The organism is Corynebacterium sp. HMSC078H07, assembly GCF_001812805.1.
Classification (GTDB): domain Bacteria; phylum Actinomycetota; class Actinomycetes; order Mycobacteriales; family Mycobacteriaceae; genus Corynebacterium.
Map to the genome: position 1 here is coordinate 1 of NZ_KV810513.1, position 15,375 is coordinate 15,375.

Annotated in this window: 16 protein-coding genes; 11 read left to right on the forward strand and 5 right to left on the reverse strand. The window is 59.1% G+C overall.

What is annotated here, in order from left to right:
• The first annotated feature begins 415 nt into the window (after window positions 1–415).
• The 6 genes from HMPREF2875_RS10490 to HMPREF2875_RS10515 all read left to right on the forward strand — a co-directional run bounded on the left by HMPREF2875_RS10490 (window position 416) and on the right by HMPREF2875_RS10515 (window position 4,354).
• Entirely contained in the window at window positions 416–889 is a 474-nt protein-coding gene (locus HMPREF2875_RS10490; protein WP_070672969.1) for a MarR family winged helix-turn-helix transcriptional regulator, read from the forward strand.
• A 79-nt stretch (window positions 890–968) separates the two neighbouring features.
• Entirely contained in the window at window positions 969–1,589 is a 621-nt protein-coding gene (locus tag HMPREF2875_RS10495; RefSeq protein ID WP_070672971.1) for a DsbA family oxidoreductase, read from the forward strand.
• Window positions 1,586–2,068 carry a nucleoside deaminase gene (locus tag HMPREF2875_RS10500; RefSeq protein WP_070672973.1) on the forward strand — a complete coding sequence of 161 codons (483 nt, stop codon included), beginning with the start codon at window positions 1,586–1,588 and terminating at the stop codon, window positions 2,066–2,068. The genes HMPREF2875_RS10495 and HMPREF2875_RS10500 overlap by 4 nt, the downstream gene beginning before the upstream one ends.
• A gap of 36 nt (window positions 2,069–2,104) precedes the next feature.
• Window positions 2,105–2,425, forward strand: a complete 321-nt coding sequence (locus tag HMPREF2875_RS10505) for a DMT family transporter (RefSeq protein ID WP_070672975.1) — start codon at window positions 2,105–2,107, stop codon at window positions 2,423–2,425.
• A 39-nt stretch (window positions 2,426–2,464) separates the two neighbouring features.
• Window positions 2,465–2,899, forward strand: a complete 435-nt coding sequence (locus HMPREF2875_RS10510) for a DMT family transporter (protein ID WP_070672977.1) — start codon at window positions 2,465–2,467, stop codon at window positions 2,897–2,899.
• A 627-nt stretch (window positions 2,900–3,526) separates the two neighbouring features.
• Entirely contained in the window at window positions 3,527–4,354 is an 828-nt protein-coding gene (locus tag HMPREF2875_RS10515; RefSeq protein WP_370552161.1) for a DUF6544 family protein, read from the forward strand.
• A gap of 44 nt (window positions 4,355–4,398) precedes the next feature.
• Here HMPREF2875_RS10515 and mgtE read toward each other — a convergent pair whose 3' ends face one another.
• The 3 genes from mgtE to HMPREF2875_RS10530 all read right to left on the reverse strand — a co-directional run bounded on the left by mgtE (window position 4,399) and on the right by HMPREF2875_RS10530 (window position 8,227).
• A complete protein-coding gene (gene mgtE / locus HMPREF2875_RS10520; protein WP_070672979.1) occupies window positions 4,399–5,763 on the reverse strand; it encodes a magnesium transporter in 1,365 nt (454 codons plus the stop codon).
• A gap of 81 nt (window positions 5,764–5,844) precedes the next feature.
• Window positions 5,845–7,365 (reverse strand): phytoene desaturase family protein, encoded by a 1,521-nt coding sequence (crtI, locus tag HMPREF2875_RS10525; RefSeq protein ID WP_070672980.1) that lies wholly within the window; start codon window positions 7,363–7,365, stop codon window positions 5,845–5,847.
• A 4-nt stretch (window positions 7,366–7,369) separates the two neighbouring features.
• On the reverse strand, window positions 7,370–8,227 hold the full coding sequence (locus tag HMPREF2875_RS10530) for a phytoene/squalene synthase family protein (RefSeq protein ID WP_070672982.1): 858 nt from the start codon (window positions 8,225–8,227) through the stop codon (window positions 7,370–7,372).
• Between the two features lie 93 nt (window positions 8,228–8,320).
• Between HMPREF2875_RS10530 and HMPREF2875_RS10535 the strand changes: the two genes are divergently transcribed.
• Both HMPREF2875_RS10535 and HMPREF2875_RS10540 read left to right on the forward strand, forming a co-directional pair.
• A complete protein-coding gene (locus HMPREF2875_RS10535) occupies window positions 8,321–9,061 on the forward strand; it encodes an ABC transporter ATP-binding protein (protein WP_070672984.1) in 741 nt (246 codons plus the stop codon).
• A 3-nt stretch (window positions 9,062–9,064) separates the two neighbouring features.
• Entirely contained in the window at window positions 9,065–11,611 is a 2,547-nt protein-coding gene (locus HMPREF2875_RS10540; protein WP_070672986.1) for an ABC transporter permease, read from the forward strand.
• 19 nt (window positions 11,612–11,630) lie between these two features.
• Here the strand turns inward: HMPREF2875_RS10540 and HMPREF2875_RS10545 are convergent, their stop codons facing one another.
• Both HMPREF2875_RS10545 and HMPREF2875_RS10550 read right to left on the reverse strand, forming a co-directional pair.
• Window positions 11,631–11,993, reverse strand: a complete 363-nt coding sequence (locus HMPREF2875_RS10545; protein WP_210388192.1) for a FluC/FEX family fluoride channel — start codon at window positions 11,991–11,993, stop codon at window positions 11,631–11,633.
• The gene (locus HMPREF2875_RS10550) at window positions 11,990–12,301 is read right to left on the reverse strand and encodes a fluoride efflux transporter family protein (protein WP_070672987.1); all 312 of its coding nucleotides are present in this window, start codon (window positions 12,299–12,301) and stop codon (window positions 11,990–11,992) included. The genes HMPREF2875_RS10545 and HMPREF2875_RS10550 overlap by 4 nt, the downstream gene beginning before the upstream one ends.
• Window positions 12,302–12,380: 79 nt before the next feature.
• On the opposite strand from HMPREF2875_RS10550, the gene pgm reads away from it, so the two are divergent.
• The 3 genes from pgm (at window position 12,381) to HMPREF2875_RS10565 (ending at window position 15,340) form a co-directional block, all read left to right on the forward strand.
• Entirely contained in the window at window positions 12,381–13,997 is a 1,617-nt protein-coding gene (pgm, locus tag HMPREF2875_RS10555; protein ID WP_070673143.1) for a phosphoglucomutase (alpha-D-glucose-1,6-bisphosphate-dependent), read from the forward strand.
• A 62-nt stretch (window positions 13,998–14,059) separates the two neighbouring features.
• Window positions 14,060–14,527, forward strand: coding sequence for a MauE/DoxX family redox-associated membrane protein (locus tag HMPREF2875_RS10560; protein ID WP_070672989.1), 468 nt, complete (start codon window positions 14,060–14,062; stop codon window positions 14,525–14,527).
• Window positions 14,528–14,584: 57 nt separating this feature from the next.
• Entirely contained in the window at window positions 14,585–15,340 is a 756-nt protein-coding gene (locus HMPREF2875_RS10565; RefSeq protein ID WP_070672991.1) for a DsbA family protein, read from the forward strand.
• Window positions 15,341–15,375 lie beyond the last annotated feature (35 nt).

A 15,375-nucleotide genomic window follows, 5' to 3' on the forward strand; every position in this document is an offset into this window, starting at 1 on the left:
ATATCAGGTGTCTACCAAACAGGGGTCAGGTCCGTTGGCTGTTTTCTCGTTCTGCGACGACGAACCCGACGATGGCACGCGAGTACAGATCAATCACCATGTGTAACGCGAAGGTGTGTCCGTAGCACGGGCGAGGCAAAACGTAATATCCCAGCACAACACCTTCCCAGGGTCGATGGGCCATATCTACCTACCAGCGTCAGCTAACTTGGCCCGGCACTACCGCTCGTTAGATGTACAGCTAAGGAACGGGAAATATAGTGATATAAAGCACTGTCTAGAAAATTTCCTTGCGCATATCCATGTATGCACATACACTCTATTTCAATTGATGTATGTGCATCAATTGAAATATCCAAGCCGACACCTGACACCCAAGAGAGTCCCCTTCTAAGTCGAACACGAAGGAGCAATCATGTCCCAGGCAGCAACGACTGAGGCCATTCCCGCCCGCACTCTCAGTGCGTCGTGGGCGCAGGTCGCAGCGATTGTCGCTGCGGTCGACACCACACTAGGTAAGTGGCTGCTTGACAACTACAATATCGGCCTTACTGAGTACCGAGCCGTGCTCCATCTGAGCCGGACATCCGATCGGGAGCTGCGGATCACCGAGCTTGCGAACCGGGTCGGCCTTACTCAGAGCTCGGTAACCCGACTGGTCGAACGAATGGAGGCCAAGGGGCTGGCATTCCGGGACACCTGCCCAGATGATGGGCGAGGGGTCTTTGCAGTTATTACCGACGCCGGTCTCAAGGTCGTGACAGAAATCCACGAGCCATACGAAACGAAGATCTGCGAGCTTCTCAGTGATGCGGCCAAAAATTACCCGCAGCTGAACCTGGTTGATCTCGACCAGTCATTCCGGACAATCAGCAAGCTCATCTCCTAAGGGGCCCAGCGTTTCCGGGGTCGACCCACACACCTATATATGTATGTACATACACGCTCTGAATCGAAAGGCCTGATCCATGACCACGAAAATTGATGTTTTTATCGACTACGTCTGCCCGTTCTGCTTCCTCGTGGAGGGAGCAATCGACGAGCTTAAGCGAGACCGTGACGTCGAGGTAACCATTCGCCCCTTCGAGCTACGCCCTCACCCTGTTCCTACTCTGCGGCCAGAAGATGACTATCTACCGCGGATCTGGAAGGACGCGGTTTACCCGATGGCCGAGCGCCTGAACGTGTCAATCAGCCTCCCGACGATCTCTCCGCAGCCACGCACCGAGAAGGCGTTCATGGTACTCCAGCTGGCCCAAGAGCGCGGTAAAGCCGACGCGTACTCCGAGGCAATGTTCAAAGCGTTCTTCCAGGATGACAGGAACATCGGCGATGACGACGTGATCGTTAACGTCGCCACTTCCGTAGGTCTTGACGCGGGCGAGGTTGAAGCCGCTCTGCATAGCGAGGACCGACGAGCCAGGCAGCAAGCCGGCCAGGACTATGCAGTCAACACCGTCGGCATCACCTCTGTGCCGGGCTTCATGGTCGACGGTTATCTTCTGTCCGGAGTCCCCAGCGCTACACGGCTAAAGAAGACCGTCGACGACCTGACCATCAACACTGCCCCCCGCGAGGCTCGCCCATGAACACGACTGCCCCGGAGGCCCTCGTCGAGGTCATGGACCAGGCCGTGGAAAGGTGTGTGGAGCACGTTGAGGCCGGGGGGTTGCCCTTCGTCGGTGTAGTCGTCGACGACTCGGGCATCATCTCGAATTTCGGAGTCAACCGAGTCCGGGAGACTCGCGATCCAAGTGCTCACGCGGAGATCGTCGCCATGCGTGAAGTCCTCAACGACCGGGAGGATCTATCCGGAACCATATTGCTCGCCACCGGCGAACCTTGCGGGCTGTGTTATCGCTTTGCTCTCGACCACGGCATCGAAGCCGTCTACGTGGCCGTCGACCGTGATGCCGTCGCCAAATGGGGATTCGACTATCGCACCAGTTATCCCTCGCTGGGCATCACCGATGAACTCCGGTCTGCCGTCTTCCATGATCTGCCCGTCGAGCGCGGCAATGAGCCGTTCTCCCGATACCTCCAGACACAAAACAAACGTGGACGCTGATCAGCGCTCCTGCACACCCTTGAAAGGACACTTACCATGAGTTGGCTCTACCTCGGAATCGCTGTCATCTTCGAAGTCGCAGTAGGCATCTCCGCCGGAAAAGCACAAGGCTTCACCAACTTTTGGTGGAGCGTTGCCACCCTCGTCAGCGGCGGAATCGGCACCTTCTTCCTCAGCCTGGCCCTGCTGACCTTCGACGTCGGTGTCGGCTATGCGCTGTGGACCTCTCTGTCCGGCGTCGGAATTGTCATCCTCGGCGCGCTATTCCTCTCTCAGAAGCTGACGTGGAAGAAGCTGCTGGGTATCGGCATCGTCATCACTGGCGTCGTCGGGCTCAACCTCGCCGGCACTGTCTAACAACTCCCCCTCGCCCCATCTTCAGAAAGGACTGCAGTCATGTCCACCAATGCGACCCGCGGCACTGCCGCCCCAGAAACCACCGAGAAAAACGCCAACCCCTGGCTGGCTCTACTACTCGCCGGAGGATTTGAAGTTGGATACGCTCTAAGCGTCAACGGCAGCGAAGGCTTCACCAACCTCACGTGGTCCCTCATAGCGATCGTTTTCTTCCTCTGTACTCTGTTCTTCCTCAGCGTGGCTCTGAAGAAGATCGACGTGGGTATCGGCTACGCCGTTTGGGCCGGAATCGGCGCCGTCGGCGCCGCCCTGCTGGGCCCCGTATTCTTTGATGAGACCCTCACCCTCGTGAAGGGATTCTGGCTGACTGTCATCATCGGTGGTGTCATCTGGCTCAAACTCGCCGACAGCCCGAAACTCGAGGCGAAAAAGAGTGATACCCGGACCGCCGTGGCCTCGGAACAGCACCAATAACAACCCGTCGGCCTACCCTCGCCCGCTCCGTGGTTCAAACCGCCCCGGCAGATGGCAGCAGGGTCGCCGCTTTCTACACCTGGTCTGCGGTCGACGGTGACGACATGGGAAATGGACGTCTATGACGGTGTGAACGAAGACCTAACCCCCGACGTGTCTACTTTCCGGGGGTCAGGCCCGAATTGGCCTTACCGCACCAACAACAGTCCTCCTACCACAGACCTAGGACTATCCGGTGTTGATTTCATCGATCGGGCTGTTGGAACCGATTCAAAATCAAGATCACGGCATTATCCCAGGCTGCTCCGGGAATCCGTATCGATTTATCCACACGAAATGTCCCTTAACCCGTATAAGCCCAGACCTAAAAGGCGTCACACCCAGGGCGTGTTACACCCACCCAACAGCCCCAGCACACCACCACCAGCAGGTCTGGACTTCCACGTCTGGACACATAGAAAGAATGCCACCCCCATGAGGCAGGAATCAGGTTATGCCCATCTCACTTTCGTCGATCCCACGTTGTTTCCTTTCCCGCCGCTTTAGTCTTAGTTATGGAAGGCCCTTTCGTCTAACCAGGAGCGTGCGATGCGGATACGTCGTTCTCAAACTGTTGCCTTGACTGTAGTGGTTATAATCGCCGTATTTGTCGGGGCAGTAGCAGTGTGGTTCGCTGTCCCGTATTCACCGCTGAGGTCTGAGTTTTCGCGGGACGTGGAACGGGCCCAAGCAGCAGCTTATACAGATTCTGCTGATGTGTTTGTTGAGGAAGATTTCGCCGCTTTCCCAGCCGCGATCCAAAACTACATTCAGCGCAATGGTTATATCGGTACGCCAAAGTATTCGTGGGTTCATCTAGAGTTTGCGGACGTTGACTTCCGCCAAGGCAAGGATGGGCGGAAGCTGATAATCGATTATGACCAGTACAACTTCGCTGCCGAGCCGCGCAGGCTGGCCTTGGTAGAAAGTGCAGTGGCGGGGGTACCTTTTCAGGGATATGACTATTTCGCTGACGGTAAGGGCGGGATGAAAGGCGTCATCGGCAAGGCAGTTACGCTGTTTGATGAACGCGGTCCTGAGATGGATAAAGCAGCACTCGTGACGTATCTCGCGGAGTCGCTGTTTATTCCGCAGAGCCTGTTGCGAAACGACATCGAGTTCACCGAGCTTTCTGAACGGGAAGTCGAAGCGACCTTTACTTACGAGGGCATCACGGTAAGTGGCGTGTTCACCTTCAATGAAGCCTATGAAATGGTGGAGTTTAGGACGCACGATAGGGCAGTCGCTGGTGAAGACGGCACGATGACCCAAGTGGATTGGACAGCGAGGTGTGCCGACTACCTACCCGATGCCCACGGCATTCGTTTGCCGCGCACGTTCCAAGCAGTGTGGAACTACCCTGAGCAGGATCTCGTCTACTTTGATGGTTCTATTAGCAGGGCGACATTCGGCTAAGTCGGCATGGCGCAGTAGACATCACGACCAAGCATAAGGCAGGCTTAGATTCCCAATACGGTCTTAGCGATGAGGAAATAGATAATCAGGCCCGTGGCGTCGCAGAAGGTCGAAATAAACGGATTGGAAAATACCGCCGGATCGGCCCCAATAGTCTTGGCCACGATGGGCATGAGTCCACCAACAGTCGCAGAGATGGAGCAAATTAAAAACAGCGTTGATCCGATAACAATGCCGATATCAGCGCCGTACACCACCGTGGCAAGACCGAGCCCCGCCAGCCCAAGCACCGCACCCAAGAGCATTCCGACGCGTAGCTCACTCCACAGCACAGAAAGAATGTCCCGCGTGCGGACATCACCGAGGGCTAAGGCACGGGTGACCGTGGTCGCTGCTTGATTGCCAGTGTTTCCACCGGTTCCGGTCAGCAGCGGGATAAACAAGGACAGGACAACTGCCTTAGAGAGCGTGTCCTCAAAGGAATCGAGTACTTGGACCGTGAGCAGTGCGGACACTGCCAAAACAAGCAGCCAGACAATGCGGGAACGCACGAGCTTGAGAAGGGGAGTGGACAAGTAGGGCTGCTGCAGCGCTTCCGTACCACCAGCACGTGCTGAGTCCTCGCTGTCGGCTTCCTCGACGATGTCAGTGGCGTCATCGAAGGTCAGCAGACCCACCAGACGGTGCGAATCATCCACAATGGGAAGCGCCAGCATATCCAACGGTAGGAACCATCGGACGGTTTCCTCGGCATCGGCGCTGGCATAAGCAAAGAGAGGTTCCTGCATGATGGAAGCGATCTGCACCCCGGATTCCGCCGTGAAAATTTCCCGCAGGCTCACTACTCCCACCAACCGGCGGTCGGGGCGAGTTACCGGCACCGTGTAAATGGTCTCTAGTTCATCCGATTGCGCTCGTAGCGTGTCCAATGCCTCGTCGACGCTCATATCGGGGTGAATATCGGGAACCTCAGGGGACATGCGGCGGCCTACTGACCGCTTGGGATAACCCAGAATCACCCCAGTGACATCGCGTTGGGTTTGGGTCAGCGAACGCAGGAGACGGTCGGCAATCTCTGCCGGGAGCTCATCCAAGAGTGCCACGCGGTCTTCCGGTTCAAGTTCATCGAAGAACTCGTAGACATCGGCGTTGCCCAGCTCATCAATGATGTCCGCCTGGTGTTTGGCATCCAGTGCATCGAAGACAGCGATGGATTTTTCGCGCGGAAGTAAGCGAAGAGCCAGTGCCGCGCGCAGCGCATTCTGGCGCTCCACTATGGAAATGAGCTCCTTGCGCGGAACCTTGGCTAGGAGTTCCTGCAGTTGTGGGGCCTTCTGAGGATCGATGGCATCCTCTTGCTTAAGCCATGCCTCGACGATATCGCTAGCCTGCTCAGTAGTCTCCGCCATGGCTCCATCCCTGCCCTTCTTGCTTTATCAATGGTCTCCAGCCATTTAAGACTACGCGAGAGCTCACCTCTAGGGCGGTGGCTAATAAAAGGCTTGTTCCTTCATGCGAGTGAGAACATTGTGTGCCGAAATGAGGCACATCGGCACACCCACGCCCGGGACAGTGGTGCCGCCGGCGTAATAGAGATTGCTCAGCGTGCGCGACTGGTTCCGGCCGCGGAAAAACGCGGACTGTCGCAGCGTATGGGCAGGTCCCACGGCGCCACCGGACCAGGAATTGTACTGCTCGGCAAAGTCGCCGGGGCCGAGCGTACGCTTGACGACGACTCTCCCCTCCAGATCCTTAATCCCCAACCAGGACCCCAGTTGCGCCACGGCAGCGTTAGCAATGGCATTTACGCGGGAAGATTCCTTAGCACCATAGGCATCGCCATGACCATAGGATTCGTCCGCCGGGACGGGAACGAGGATAAAGAGGTTCTCGCACCCTTCCGGCGCCACAGTGGAATCGGTGGCGGAGGTCTTCGACACATAGATCGACTCTGAGGCTCCCAGCGGCCGGCTCGCCTCTGGGCCGTGGTAGACCGCCTTGAAATCCGGGGCCCAGTCAGTGCTGAACAGGAGCGTATGGTGCGCAAGCTGCGGAAGAGCGCCTTTCACCCCAAGGAGTACCAAGATGGTGCCCAGACCAGGGTCACGGCGGGCAAAGTAGCGTTCCGGATACGTCTGCATTTCCCGTGGAAGCAGAGCAGTTTCCGTGTGGCGTAGGTCCGCGGCGGAGACAACGGCGTCGGCGGGGATTGTGCGGCCGTCGTCCAGCGTGACGCCTGTCGCGCGCCCGTGCGCATGGTTGATCGCTACCACCGCTGTGCCTAGCTCGAAGGTGGCGTCGGCTGCCTGCCGCGCGATGGCGTCGACAACGGCAGCGAACCCACCCTGCGGATAGCGCACGCCCTCCACCAAGTCGGTATGGCTCATGAGGGAATACAGCGCTGGTGCAGCCTTCGGCTCAGTGGAGAGGAACACCGCCGGGTAGGTCAGAATTTGTCGCAGCCGGTAATCCTGAAATCGCGCTGCCACCAGACCATCGAGCGAACGCGTCAACAGCATCGCGAGCGTGCCCAGGCGCGTGAGCACATCTTTGCTGAGAAGCTGCGTGGGGCGGGAGAACGTGGTGTAGAGAAAGTTGCGCAAGGCAACAGCATACACTTCGGAAGCTCGCGCGAGATAAGCGCGCACCTTGGCGCCAGCGCCCGGCTCAAGGGAGTCAAAGAGACGGGCTACCTCGTCTACGCCTGTTTCCACGTCAAGAAACTCGCCGTCCTCGTTGTAGACGCGGTACGCCGGGGAGAGGTCAACCAGGTCCAGTTCGCGCTCCGTACTGGTGCCGCAGGCGCGGAAAAACTCATCGAAGGCCTCCGGCATGAGGTACCACGAAGGGCCGGTATCGAAGCGGAAGCCATCGACGGACAGGCTGCCCGCGCGTCCGCCAACGCTGCGTTGCTTGTCGACGACCGTCACCCGCATCCCTTCCCGCAACAGCAAAGCCGCGGTGGCTAGACCTGCAATACCAGCGCCGATCACAACGACATGTTTGGTCATGTTTTTAACCTTTATTCCTTACCGCGAGTGCTGCGGCGCGGCTAACAAGGACAGCTTTCCGCGCTGCTGGAATGCTGACGCGCGTAGACATGATGTCGTGCGCAGGAGTGGACTCGAGGAGATCCGTGAGCTCCGTAAAGAGGGCCGTCGCTGCGGCTACCCCTACTCGCGAGCTCAGGGGAAGCAGTCCCGTGGCGGTGCGCGCATGAGCTAGGTCCTCGCGGATGTCCGCAACGATTGCGGCCTTCGTCTCCTCATCGAGCTTGTCCGGTTCCCGCAGCGTGGGAAAGTAAGCACGGCCCAGCTCGCTGGAGTCTTCGTGCAAGTCCCTCAAGAAATTGATCTTCTGAAATGCCGCACCCAGGCGCATGGCACCTTCTTCGACGCCGTCGGGCCGAGGTGCACCGGCATAAAAAGCATCCAGACACAGCAGCCCAATGACTTCGGCAGAGCCTCGAACGTAAGTCTTAAAAGACTCTGCGGTGTGGACAGTGCGTGTCAGGTCGGAGCGCATCGAGGAAAAGAACTGTGCCACGTGTTCATCCCTAAAGCCGCAGCGGCGTGCCGAGAGCGCATAGGCGTGGACTATAGGATCGGTGTGAAAACGCTGGGAAGGTGCGGCGCGGACGGTGGCCTCGTAGGCGTCGAGAAGCGGGGCAGCAACCTGGGGATCCAACCCAGCATCGACGATCTCATCCGCAGTGCGCACCATGGCATAAAGATTGCGAATATCTACTCTCACCTGTGGGTTAAGCAGCCGGGTGGCGAGGGAAAAGCTGGTGGAATAATGCCGCATCACCTGCGCCGCGGCAGCTTCGGCGCTGCGGTCGTAGCGTTCCAAAGCCAAAAGAGATCCGCGCATACGCCATATTTTAGACCACACGCGTCACACATTTAACCCAAGGCAAGATAGGGTAGTGACGTTACTTTCCCTATCTATAAGGAGAACACGTCCATGACCACCCCAACGATGACTGCTGCGGCCCGCGCCGTCGACCTGTTTAAGCAATACGGTCAGGGAGACACCGCAGTGACCGCGTTGGACCACGTCAACGTTGAGTTTGCGCGCAACGCCTTCACTGCCATCATGGGCCCTTCTGGTTCTGGCAAGTCCACGCTCATGCACACCATGGCGGGCCTAGACTCCGCTACTTCCGGCTCTGCCTTTATCGGTGATACCGACATGTCCCAGCTCAGCGACAAGGACATTACTGCCTTGCGCCGTGACCGTCTGGGTTTCATCTTCCAGTCCTTCAACCTCGTCCCGACGCTCACCGCGGCGGAGAACATCACCCTGCCCACTGACATCGCGGACAAGAAGGTGGATCAGGCGTGGTTTGATGAAATCACCACGCGCCTGGGCCTGGCCCAGCGTTTGAGCCACCGCCCAGCAGAGCTCTCCGGTGGTCAGCAGCAGCGCGTGGCCTGCGCCCGCGCGCTGGTCTCGCGCCCAGAGATCATTTTCGGTGATGAGCCCACCGGTAACCTGGACTCCAATTCTTCTGCCGAGGTGCTCGATATTTTGCGCACCGCTGTGGACCAGGATGAGCAGACCGTCGTCATCGTTACCCACGACGCTAAAGCGGCGTCCTACGCTGACCGCGTGGTCTTCCTTGCCGATGGTCGCCTCGTCAACGAGCTGCACAACCCGACCATGGAGTCCATCCACGCTGTGATGGCAGAAATCGAGGGCTAAAGCATGGCCACGAAGAACACCATGCGCAGGGTATCCGTGCGCAATATTCTCGCGCACAAACTGCGCCTTGCCCTCACGCTCCTAGCCGTGGTGCTGGGTACCGCGTTTATTTCCGGCTCCTTCATGTTCACCAACGCGCTGTCGAATACCTTCGACTCTGCCGTTGACACTGCCTTCACTGGCGTGGACGCAGCGGTAAGCCAGAAGGAAGACGGCCCCGCACTCGATCAGAAGATGCGGGAGGACATCGCCAATGATCCCGACGTGCGCGCGGTCAACATTCAAAGCAGCCAGACCGTCGTAGCGGCTAACGAGAAGTCCGAGGCCTTCCAGACCGGCGGCGGCACCGCCAGCGTTGAGCCCTACTATCCGGCTGATCAGTCGGTCGGCGAGCCCGCTGAGCTTGTCGACGGCTCCGAACCCCACGGCACCGCTGAAGTTCTCATCAATGACTCCGCCGCCGAGAAGTTCGGCATTCACGTGGGCGATACTCTCGTCGTGGTCCACCCGGACCAGCGTGATGAGGTGAAAGTGGTGGGCGTCGTCAAGCCTGCCGTGGACCAAGGCGCGAGCCTGACCCTGCTGATGGACCACGCGGGATTCACCGAACGCTACGGCGACTCATCCCAGCTCAAGGTCGCCGCAGCTGACGGGGTCAGCGCTGAGGAGCTCGTGGATCACCTCAACGAGACTTTCGACGTCGATGCTGAGGCCGGCGAAGAACTGGCCAAGGAAATTTCCGACCAGATTTCCTCTGCGCTGAAGTTTGTCAACTACTTCCTCATCGCCTTCGGCCTCATTGCGCTGCTCGTGGGTACGTTCATCATCGCGAATACGTTCTCCATGATCGTCGCTCAGCGGACCAAGGAATTCGCGTTGCTGCGAGCGCTGGGTGCTTCCCGCGGCCAGATCACGCGTTCTGTTGTCACCGAAGCCATCATCGTGGGCCTCGTGGGCTCCGCAGTGGGCGTGGTGGCCGGCGTGGGTCTCGTCGCGGCCATCAAGGCAGTCTTCTCCGCGCAGGACATGCCAATGGGTGGCGGTCTGGGTCTGAGCGTGAGCGCCGTTGTCGTGCCGCTCATCCTGGGTACGATCGTCACCGTAATTTCGGCATGGGCGCCGGCGCGTCGCGCAGGTGCCGTTGAACCTGTTGAAGCCATGCGCACCACTGAGTCCGCTGCGGGTTCCTCCTTGCTCGTGCGTACGGTTCTGGGCGCGTTGCTGCTCATCACCGGCATTATCTTTGCGGTCTTGGGCGTGCTTCTCGACGTCTCCACAGGCATCCGCGCCTCTCTCGTCGGTCTCGGAGCGTTAAACCTCATTGTTGGTTTCTTCCTCGCTGGCCCCGCGATCTCGCTGCCGATCGTGCCCTCGATTGGGCGCGTCGTGGGCGCACCCTTCGGCGCGGTGGGCAAGTTGGCCGCCACGAACTCCGCGCGCAACCCGCGTCGCACCGCAGCTACGGCCTTTGCCTTGATGTTGGGTGTTGCCCTAGTGACCGCGATCGGCATGCTGGGCGCGACGATGAAGGCTTCCGTATCTGATGTCATCGACGAGGATGTGCGCGCCGACTTCCTGTTGACCGGCCCGACGACGGGCAATTTCCCCACGCCTAATGAAACCGTCGATCGCGCCCGCGATGCCGAGGGCGCGGGCCAGGTCGTGGCACTGAGTTCCGCACCTATCATGGTGGATGGCCAAGCCTCAATGAACTATGGCCCGCAGGTGGCTTTCAGCCAGGTTATCGGTAGCAACGCCGACGACATCCTCAACCTCACCGTCGTGGAAGGTTCCCTCAAGCTGGGCGACGAGAAGGGCTTCATTGCGGATACGGCGTTGGCGGAGGAGCAGGACTGGCAGGTCGGCCAAACCTACGAGCTCACAGGCCCTGACCCCACCCGCACCAGTGAGGTGACGCTCATCGGTACCTATGAGCCCTCCCAGATGCTGCCGCGTCTGGCGCTGTCCGAGTCCGCGGCAACCGAAGTTGTAGACCCGTCGAGCCTTGACATCATGATGGTCGCCGTCAACGCGGCCGAGGGCTTCGACACGGAGGAGCTGCGAACCAACCTGGAGGAATCCGTCAAGGACCTCGTCGTGGTGCAGGTGCGCACCGGCGCCGAATTCGCCGGCGAGGCAGCCGGCATGATCGACCAGATGCTCACCATCCTCTACGCGCTGTTGGCGCTGGCGGTCATTATCGCCATCCTGGGTATCGTGAACACATTGACGTTGGGCGTCATTGAGCGCCGCCAGGAGATCGGCATGTTGCGCGCCGTGGGTACTCAGCGCCGCCAGATCCGCACGATGATCACGGTGGAATCGGTCCAGATTGCCTTGTTCGGCGCCATCATGGGCATGATCCTCGGCCTCGGATTGGGCTGGGCATTCATCTCCGTGCTTGCTGATGACGGCCTCGATTCCCTTACCGTGCCCTGGCTGATGCTCATCATCATGCTGGTTGGCTCCGGCATCGTGGGCGTACTTGCCGCCATCTGGCCGGCACAGCGCGCGGCGAAGACTCCGCCGCTCGACGCCATCGCCGACTAGCCTGCTGGCCTAGGAAAACTCAGGCAAGCAGGGAGCCGACCCAGGCTCCGCGCCAGGCCACCGCGATGCCGATGCCTATAGTCCAGAACAGATAACGCGCCAAGCGCCACCAGCGCTTGGCCTTTATCATTTCTCCGAGTTCTTTGGCCATCGTGGACCAGGTTGATAAGCCGCCCGCTAATCCTGCGGCCAGGAGCGGGAGGAAATACTCAGGGGCTTGTGTATGTGTGGCGTAACCATAGGCCACGCCGGCGAGCGCCGCGCCGGTGATATTTGCCGCGAATGTGCAGGTGGGGGAAGGCAAAATGCGGGTAAATGTGAAACGTGCGCAGCCTCCCACAAACCCGCCAACAAGCACGGCGAGGGCGGAGATGATGATCATGCGGGCCTCCGGGAGACGTCGCCAAGCAGGTACGCCCCTGTACACCCCACCACGGTGGCCAGGACGTAGGCGCCTGCCTGTGCTGGGCCGAAGCCAGAGGTGAAATAAGCAAACGTGGCGAAACTGGTGAAGCCGCCGAGAAAGCCCGTACCCCAGAAGGCTGGCGGCTTGGCATATCCCATAATGGCGCTGCCCACGATGTTGATGAGCAACAGCGGCAGCGCGCCGCCGCCGAGGAGAGTGGAGAGGACGAAACGAGTCAGCGCCCCGAGCGCCGCCCCGCAGCCCACAAGAATGGTCTGTGGCATGGCGACCATCCTAATTGGGATGCGAAACCTCCGCGAAGCAGGCAAGCTAAAGGTACATCCACGTCTCAAGGAGGACCTCATGGCACACGAGCGCGCCGGCCACCCAGCCCAGCCTTCCGATCTCATCGACATCGCGGAACTGGTCACCGCCTACTACACCCGAACCCCCGATGCTGACAATCCTGACCAGCAGGTTGCCTTCGGCACCTCCGGTCACCGCGGTTCCGCTTTGGATACCGCGTTTAACGAGGCCCACATCCTGGCTATCACCCAGGCCATCGTGGACTATCGCGCATCGCAGGGCACGAGCGGTGCCATCTTTATCGGCCGCGATACTCACGCTTTGTCCGAGCCCGCCATGGTCTCTGCCCTCGAGGTCCTCCTTGCGAATGAGCTGGAGGTTCGCGTGGATGATCGGGGTCGCTACACCCCAACGCCAGCTGTCTCCCACGCCATCCTGACCAACCCAGGCACCGATGGCATTGTTATTACCCCGTCTCACAACCCGCCGCGCGATGGTGGTTTCAAGTACAACCCACCTACCGGCGGCCCAGCGGATACGGATGCCACCGACTGGATTGCGGCGAAAGCTAATGACTACCTGCGCGCCGGGCTTGAAGGTGTGAAGCGCGTGCCGGTCGACGGTGTTCTAGATGAGCGCTGTGTGAAACACAATTATGTGGACACCTATGTCGCGGACCTGGCCAACGTGGTGGATATGCAGGCGATTAAGGATGCCGGCGTACGCATCGGTGCGGACCCCATGGGTGGTGCCTCAGTGGACTACTGGGCGGCCATCGCTGAGCACTACGGACTGAACATGACCGTGGTGAACCCGGAGGTGGATGGCACCTTCCGTTTCATGACGTTGGACACTGATGGCAAAATCCGTATGGACTGCTCCTCGCCGGACGCTATGGCTTCGTTGGTTGAGAACCGCGCGAAGTATGACCTGGCTACCGGTAATGATGCCGACGCTGACCGCCACGGCATTGTTACCCCGGATGCGGGCCTGATGAACCCGAACCACTACTTGGCCGTGGCCATCGAGTACCTGTTTAGCCACCGCCCACAGTGGGGCAACGCCGGGGTGGGCAAGACCTTGGTGTCTTCCTCCATGATTGACCGCGTGGTAGCCAGCCTGGGCCGTGAACTCGTGGAGGTTCCGGTGGGCTTCAAGTGGTTTGTGCCGGGGCTTGTCGACGGCTCACTGGGCTTCGGTGGCGAGGAATCCGCCGGTGCCTCCTTCTTGCGCTTCGACGGAACGGTGTGGTCGACGGATAAGGACGGCATCATCCTTGACCTGCTGGCGGCGGAGATCCTGGCAGTGACCGGCAAGACCCCGTCCCAGCGCTATGCGGAGTTGGCGGAAGAATACGGTGCGCCGGCTTATGCGCGTACCGATGCCCCGGCCAACCGTGAGCAGAAGGCGATCCTTAAGAAGCTGTCGCCGGAGCAGGTAACGGCAACGGAGCTGGCTGGTGAAGAGATCGTCGCCAAGGTCACCGAAGCCCCTGGCAACGGTGCGGCCATTGGCGGCCTCAAGGTCACCACGGAGAACGCCTGGTTTGCCGCGCGTCCGTCCGGCACCGAGGACAAGTACAAGATTTACGCGGAGAGCTTCCGCGGCGAGGAGCACCTCAAACAGGTGCAGTCGGAAGCTCAAGCGCTGGTCGCTGAGGTTCTCGGTTCCTAGCCACTCCTTTGCCTCTGGAAAAGTATTAAAGGTACTGGTAGTGGGTTTGCTAAGGTTGATGCGTGGCAAAAAAAAAGGTGAGCACCGCCTTGGTGCTCGACATCATCAGTGCATTCGCGCGGTTCTACATGGCCTACATCTGGATCAAAGCTGGGCTGTCGAAGTTCTCTGACCAGCTCGCGGTATCGCAGAGTATTAAAGCTTATGAGATTTTCACGCCCGAGTGGTCGCACTACTTGTCCTACCTCATCGGTCCATTGGAGGTGTGCGGCGGATTGCTGCTCCTCCTGGGTCTTTTCTTGCGTCAATCGGCGTGGGTAGGGCAGGTAGTGCTGATTCTGTTCATGATCGGCATTGCGCAAGCATGGCTGCGTGGACTCGGAATTGATTGTGGCTGCTTCGAGGCCAACCCGGACAAGGATGCCCAAGTGATGAACTACATGATGACACTACTGCGTGATGTCTTCTATTCTGTCTTAATGGTGTGGACTATCAAGCGTCCGTTTACCAAGTTTGCACTGCACCCTTAACTACGGTGTGTAGGCTTCCATCTGTTCGAAGAAATGTCATGAAGGCAAGGTTGTTCAATGAGCACAGTTAAAGACCCCAACTCCAAGGGCAATAGTGGATTCCTCTGGGGCCTCGCTGTTCTTCTGGTCATCGTGGCCGTGGTTATCGGCTACATCGTCTACCAAGGTCGCAGCGCCCAAACCGATGCGTTGGGGGACTACGCTGCAGAAGACGTCACCATGGAAATGTCTCTGGCAGACAACGCAGTGACCCTCAAGTCCGCTGAGGCTGGGAAGGACGCTGTCGAGGTTGAGCTCTACGAAGACTACTCTTGCCCCCACTGTGGTGACTTGGCCAAGGAAACTGACGGGCAGATGAAGGACGCCATCGACGAGGGCAAGCTCATCGTCCACGTTCGCTCCCTGAACTTCTTGGACGGAAGCCAGAACGGCCTTGAGAGCATCAAGACCAACAAGGGTCACTCCTCCAAGGCTGCTGCTGCAATGGAACAGGTGGCCAAGTCTGGTGATGCCAAGCTGTACTGGAACTTGCGTAAGTACCTGATGGAGAACCAGTCCAAGGTCTACAACAAGTGGGATTTGGCTGATTTCGCTGACGCTGCGAAGTCCTTGGGCGCTGACAAGGACACCGTCATGGCCATCAAGGAAGCCAAGGTGGGCGAAGGCAACGAGCTCGTTGCCGCCAACTACGAGAAGCTGGAATCCGAAACAGGCAGCGTATCCTCGCCGCGCATCATCAAGGATGGCAAAGACATCCCGGAGGATGAGAACACGTCCATCATGGAATGGGTTGACCTCGTCCTGGATAAGTAGCGATTGAGTAAATAACGCGCCCCATCTCGCGATTT